The sequence below is a fragment of the Kocuria sp. NPDC057446 genome (assembly GCF_042802875.1).
Classification (GTDB): domain Bacteria; phylum Actinomycetota; class Actinomycetes; order Actinomycetales; family Micrococcaceae; genus Kocuria.
Genome location: NZ_JBHVDI010000209.1, coordinates 1 through 5,258 on the forward strand (window position 1 = coordinate 1; position 5,258 = coordinate 5,258).

At 74.1% G+C, this 5,258-nt stretch carries 5 protein-coding genes; 3 read left to right on the plus strand and 2 right to left on the minus strand.

Annotation, left to right across the window (positions count from 1 at the left end):
- Window positions 1-23: 23 nt before the first annotated feature.
- Window positions 24-1,358 (minus strand): ABC transporter substrate-binding protein, encoded by a 1,335-nt coding sequence (locus ACFU0Y_RS16890; RefSeq protein ID WP_380215922.1) that lies wholly within the window; start codon window positions 1,356-1,358, stop codon window positions 24-26.
- Window positions 1,359-1,506: 148 nt separating this feature from the next.
- Here ACFU0Y_RS16890 and ACFU0Y_RS16895 point away from each other — a divergent pair, with 148 nt between their 5' ends.
- Together ACFU0Y_RS16895 and ACFU0Y_RS16900 are read left to right on the plus strand one after the other, a co-directional pair.
- The gene (locus ACFU0Y_RS16895) at window positions 1,507-2,229 is read left to right on the plus strand and encodes a GntR family transcriptional regulator (RefSeq protein WP_380215924.1); all 723 of its coding nucleotides are present in this window, start codon (window positions 1,507-1,509) and stop codon (window positions 2,227-2,229) included.
- 120 nt (window positions 2,230-2,349) lie between these two features.
- On the plus strand, window positions 2,350-2,883 hold the full coding sequence (locus ACFU0Y_RS16900; RefSeq protein ID WP_380215926.1) for a glutathione peroxidase: 534 nt from the start codon (window positions 2,350-2,352) through the stop codon (window positions 2,881-2,883).
- Window positions 2,884-2,900: 17 nt separating this feature from the next.
- Here the strand turns inward: ACFU0Y_RS16900 and rocD are convergent, their stop codons facing one another.
- Entirely contained in the window at window positions 2,901-4,166 is a 1,266-nt protein-coding gene (gene rocD / locus ACFU0Y_RS16905) for an ornithine--oxo-acid transaminase (RefSeq protein WP_380215928.1), read from the minus strand.
- A gap of 196 nt (window positions 4,167-4,362) precedes the next feature.
- Between rocD and ACFU0Y_RS16910 the strand changes: the two genes are divergently transcribed.
- Window positions 4,363-5,229: an alpha/beta fold hydrolase gene (locus tag ACFU0Y_RS16910; RefSeq protein WP_380215930.1), complete on the plus strand. Its 867-nt coding sequence runs from the start codon at window positions 4,363-4,365 to the stop codon at window positions 5,227-5,229.
- Window positions 5,230-5,258 lie beyond the last annotated feature (29 nt).

The following is a 5,258-nucleotide window of genomic DNA, read 5'->3' on the forward strand; positions in this document are numbered from 1 at the left end:
GCCGGGCGGCCCCGCCCCGGCGGTCACTCGTCCTGGTAGCCGTTGTTGTCCTCGAAGTCGGCGTCGACGGCCCGTGCGGCGCGGTCGAGCTCCTCCTGCGGGTCCGCCCCGCCCCAGATCGCCGCGAGGGCGCTGCCGTAGGAGCTCGTGACCGTGGGGTACCCGGGGGTGATGGGCCGCGCCACCGCGATGCAGTCCTCGGTGACCTCCTCGGAGCTGCAGGCCGAGGCCAGGTTGGACGCGAACAGCTCCAGCGGGCCGCCCTCGCCGTAGAGCTCGCTGCCCTCGAGCGCGCTCGTGCTGCCGGGCACCGCCGCGTTGGCCTCGACCATCCTCGCGATGCTCTCGTCCGAGTGCAGGAAGTCGAGGAAGGCGCCGGCCGCGTCCTGGTCCCCGCCGGCCGCCGGCGTCACGCCCCACTGCCAGGAGCCGTGGCCCGCCTTGGTGCCGCTGCCGAGGTCCGGCAAGGGCATCAGGACCAGGTCCTCGCCGAGGGCCTCGCTGAAGGTGGGGTACATCCAGTTGCCCGTCCAGGTCAGGGCGACGTCCCCGTCCGGGAAGGCGGTGCCGCTGGTGTTCGGGTCGGTGTGCTCCTTCCAGGAGGCCCACTCCTCGAGCGCCTCGACGTTCTCGGCGCTGTTGAGCACCCCGTCCGCCGCGCCGTCCCGGAGGAGCGTGCCGCCGTTGGACCACAGGACCGGGGTGGTGGTGAAGGTGCCCCACTCGGCGGCGAAGCCGTTGGCCTCGCCCAGGTCGATGGCGTTGCCCGACGGGCTGACCTCCGCCAGCTTCTGCAGGTTCTGCTCGAACTCCTCGGCCGTCCACGCCTCGTCGGCGGTGGCGGGGGCCTCCACACCCGCGGCGTCGAGGAGCTGCCGGTTGCCCCACAGCCCGAGACCGACGTCGAACATGCCGACGGCGTAGGTCTGGTCCCGGTAGCTGCCGCTCTCCCGCACGCCCTCGATCCGGTTGTCGAGGGTCTCCTGCGACACCACGTCGTCGAGGGGCACCAGCTTGCGGTCGTAGACGAAGGACGCCATCGTCGGGGCGTCCATCTCCATCACGTCGGGCAGGTCCTCCGCGGCGGTCGCCTGGACCGTGCTGGTGTAGTCGGCCTCCGGGATGAGGGTCAGCTCCACGCTGACGTCCTCCTGCGACTCGTTGTACTCGGCCACGAGCGCCTCGAGCGCCTCGGCCTCGGCGGACTGGCCGCTGTGGGCCCAGACCTGCACCACGCCGTCACCCTCCGCGCTGCCGCTCGCGCCCTCGCCGCCGCCGCAGGCGGACAGCACCATGGCCATCGACAGGCCGGTTCCCAGCGCCACGGCCCGCGACCGGCGCCTCGTTCGTGCACTCATCAGCAGTACCCCTTCTCTCCGTCGCGCTGTTCGCCATCGTCACAGCACTCATCCCCCCCAGCTTGGACTAGACCAATTTGTGTGTCAATGCTCACACGCCGCGGGACACCGCCCCCGGGCCGGGCGGCGCGGCCGATATGCTGGCCCGATGAGCGCGGAGCCGTGGACCGTCCCGAAGTACTACCTGCTCAAGGAGCAGCTCCGGGCGCTCGTCCGGGACGCGGCCCCCGGCACGCTCATCCCCACGGAGCGGGCGCTCGCCGAGCAGTACGCCACCTCCCGGACCACGGTCCGCCAGGCCATCGGCGAGCTGGTGGCGGAAGGGGTGCTGGGCCGGGCCCAGGGACGCGGGACCTTCGTGGCCCCGCCGCGGTTCACCTACGTCCGCCAGCTCACCTCCTTCAGCGACGACGCCGACGCCCAGGGCCTCGAGAGCTCCTCCGAGGTCCTCGATGTGAGTCGCACGGCCGCCGACGACGACGCCGCGGCCCGGCTGCGCGTCGCCCCCGGCACCGAGCTCGCGCGGGTGGAGCGGATCCGGCTCATCAACGGCGAGCCGCTGGCCCACGAGATCGCCCTGCTCACCGGGGCGCTGCCGGACCTGGCGGAGCACCTGGCCCGGAGCGGGTCCCTGTACACCGCGCTGCGCCAGGACTACGGGATCGACATCGTCGAGGCGGAGGACACCGTGGAGACCCGGCTCGCGGGCCCCGACGACGTCCGGCTCCTGGGCATCGAGATGGGGGCTCCGCTCCTGCTGATCCACCGGCTCGGGTTCACCGCGGACGACTCGCCCGTGGAGTGGACCCGATCGGTGTTCCGCGGGGACCGGTTCCGCTTCCTGGCCCGCATGCGGGACCCGCGGCGCTGACCCGCGGCGCTGACCCGCGGCGCTCCCGCCGCGCTCCTCCCCCCGTGGCGGGGACGTGCGCGGGGGTTCGGCGGCAGAATGGGGTGCAGACCGTCGTCCCCGACCGCCCCGGAGGCCTCCATGACCACGCTGCACGACTTCACCGCCACGACCCTCGACGGGCGCGAGCAGCCACTGTCCGAGTACGCCGGGAAGGTGGTGCTCGTGGTCAACACCGCGAGCGACTGCGGGTTCACGCCGCAGTACGAGGGCCTCGAGCAGCTGTGGCGGAACTTCCGGCCGGACGGCCTCGTGGTCCTGGGCTTCCCCTGCAACCAGTTCGGGCACCAGGAGCCGGGCTCCGAGGAGGAGATCGCCGACTTCTGCAGCCGCAACTACGGTGTCACGTTCCCGATGTTCGAGAAGGTCGACGTCAACGGCCCCGACGCCCACCCGCTGTGGTCCTGGCTGCGCGAGGAGCGCGGCGGGATCATGGGCGACGCCATCAAGTGGAACTTCACCAAGTTCCTCGTGGGCCGGGACGGGCGCGTCATCCGCCGCTTCGCCCCCAAGACCTCGCCGGCGCAGCTCGCCGGCAGCATCGAGTCGGCGCTGGCCCACGGCGAGGAGCCTGCCGGGGAGGATGCCGCCGGGGACACCGCCGGACCGCGCTGAGCCGGGCCGGCGGCGCGTCAGCGGCGGGCCATCTCCCGGAGCACGGCCGCGAGGGCGGCCAGGCCCCGCTCCAGCTCGTCGTCGGTGATCACCAGCGGCGGGCTCAGCCGGATGGTGGAGCCGTGGGTGTCCTTGGCGAGGATCCCGTGCGCCGCCAGCCGTTCGCAGCACTCCCGGCCGGTGCCGAGCCGCGGATCGATGTCGACCCCGGCCCACAGGCCGCGGCCCCGCACCTCGGCCAGGCCCAGCGGCGCCAGCTCCGCCAGACCGGCGTGCAGCTTCTCCCCCATGACCCGCGCCCGCTGCTGGGGCTCACCGGTGGCGAGGAGGGCGACGACGGCGCGGCCCACGGCGCCGGCCAGCGGATTGCCGCCGAAGGTGCTGCCGTGCTGGCCGGGCCGCAGCACCGACAGGACGTCCGCGCGGCCCACCACCGCGGACACCGGCAGGACGCCCCCGCCCAGGGCCTTGCCGAGCAGGTAGAGGTCCGCCTCGACGCCCTCGTGCTCGCACGCCAGCGTCCGGCCGGTGCGCCCCAGCCCGGACTGGATCTCGTCCGCGACCAGCAGGACGCCGTGCTCGGCCGTGCACCGCCGCACGCCCGGCAGATATCCCGGCGGCGGCACGATCACGCCGGCCTCGCCCTGGACGGGCTCCAGCAGGACGGCGACCGTGTCCTCGGTGACCGCGGCCTCGAGGGCGGCGAGGTCCCCGAACGGGACGGTCACGAAGCCCGGCGTGTAGGGGCCGTAGTTGCGGTGCGCCTCGTCGTCGTCGGAGAAGCTGATGACCGTGGTGGTGCGGCCGTGGAAGTTGCCCGCGGCCACCACGATCTGCGCGCGGCCCGGGGCCACCCCCTTGCGCTCGTAGCCCCACTTGCGGACCACCTTGATCGCCGACTCCACGGCCTCGGCGCCGGTGTTCATCGGCAGCATCATGTCCTGGCCGAGCAGGGTGCACAGGTCCCGGGCGAAGGGGCCGAGCTGGTCGTTGTGGACCGCGCGGCTGGTCAGCGTCACCCGCTCCAGCTGTGCCCGGGCCGCCCGGAGGACCGCCGGGTGGCCGTGGCCGAAGTTCAGCGCCGAGTAGCCGGCGAGGAAGTCGAGGTACTCCCGGCCCTCCACGTCCGTGACGGTCGTGCCCTGGGCCCGGGCCACCACCACGTCCAGCGGGGAGTACGTCCGGGCGGTGTAGCGCTCGGCGGTCTCCACGAGCTCCCCCGGCCTCGTGCCGCGCCCTGCCGTGGCCGCGGGGTCGTCGAACTGCGTCGGGGCGTGGTTCATGGGGTTTCTCCCGGTTCCTCGCTGGTGTTGGCTGGAGCGTGTGCGGTCCAGCCCATCACGTACAACGCCGCCGGGCCCGCATTCCAGTCCCGTCCCCGCGCCGCGCGGCCCGTCCGCCCCGCTCCCGAACCGCTCCCGACCCCGATCCCCGTCCCGATGCCCATCCCGATGCCCATCCCGATGCCCAGGAGGAACCGTGTTCCCCGACTTCACCGCCCACGACGTCCCCGTGGCCGACGGCACGATCCACGCCCGCACGGGCGGCGACGGCCCGCCCGTGCTCCTGCTGCACGGCTTCCCGCAGACCCACGCCATGTGGCACCTGCTCGCCCCCGTGCTGGCCGAGGAGTTCACCGTGGTCGCGGCCGACCTGCGCGGCTACGGCCGCTCGCGCACGAGCAGCGAGGACTACACCTTCCGCGCGATGGCCGCCGACCAGGTGCAGCTCATGCAGGCCCTGGGCCACGACCGGTTCTCCGTCGTCGGCCACGACCGCGGCGCCCGGACCGCCCACCGGATGGCGCTCGACGCCCCCGCGGCGGTGGCGTCCGTGGCCCTGCTGGACATCCTGCCCACCCTGGAGGTGTGGCGGTCGATGGACGCGTGGCTGGCCCGGCAGTACTACCACTGGGCGTTCCTCGCCCAGGGTGAGGGGCTGCCGCAGACGCTGATCGGCCACGATCCCGTCTACTTCGTGCGCCGGACGCTCCAGGGGCTCAGCGGCACGCAGGTCCCGTTCGACCCGGCGGCGACCGCCGCCTACGAGGACGCGGCGAAGGACCCCGCCGTGGTCGACGCCTGGTGCCGCGACTACCGCGCGGCCGCCGGCCCGGACGTGGAGATCGACGAGGCGGACGAGCACGAGCAGCGGGACCTGCCCGCCCTCGTCCTCTGGGGCTCGCGGGGACGGGTCGGCGCGCGGGAGGACCCGCTCGCCCTGTGGCGGCGGCAGTTCCCCCGGGCGGCGGGGCACGCCCTGGACGCCGGCCACTTCCTCGCCGAGGAGCGGCCCGAGGAGGTCGCCGCGGCGATCCTGGCGCACCTGCGCGCGGTGCGGGCGTAGCCGCGGCCCCGGCACGGTGGGTCCGTGCC

Coding starts and splice junctions, on each gene's coding strand:
- ACFU0Y_RS16890 (WP_380215922.1), bottom strand. CDS start 1,358: ATGAGTGCACGAACGAGGCGCCGGTCGCGGGCCGTGGCGCTGGGAACC.
- rocD (WP_380215928.1), bottom strand. CDS start 4,166: ATGAACCACGCCCCGACGCAGTTCGACGACCCCGCGGCCACGGCAGGG.
- ACFU0Y_RS16895 (WP_380215924.1), top strand. CDS start 1,507: ATGAGCGCGGAGCCGTGGACCGTCCCGAAGTACTACCTGCTCAAGGAG.
- ACFU0Y_RS16900 (WP_380215926.1), top strand. CDS start 2,350: ATGACCACGCTGCACGACTTCACCGCCACGACCCTCGACGGGCGCGAG.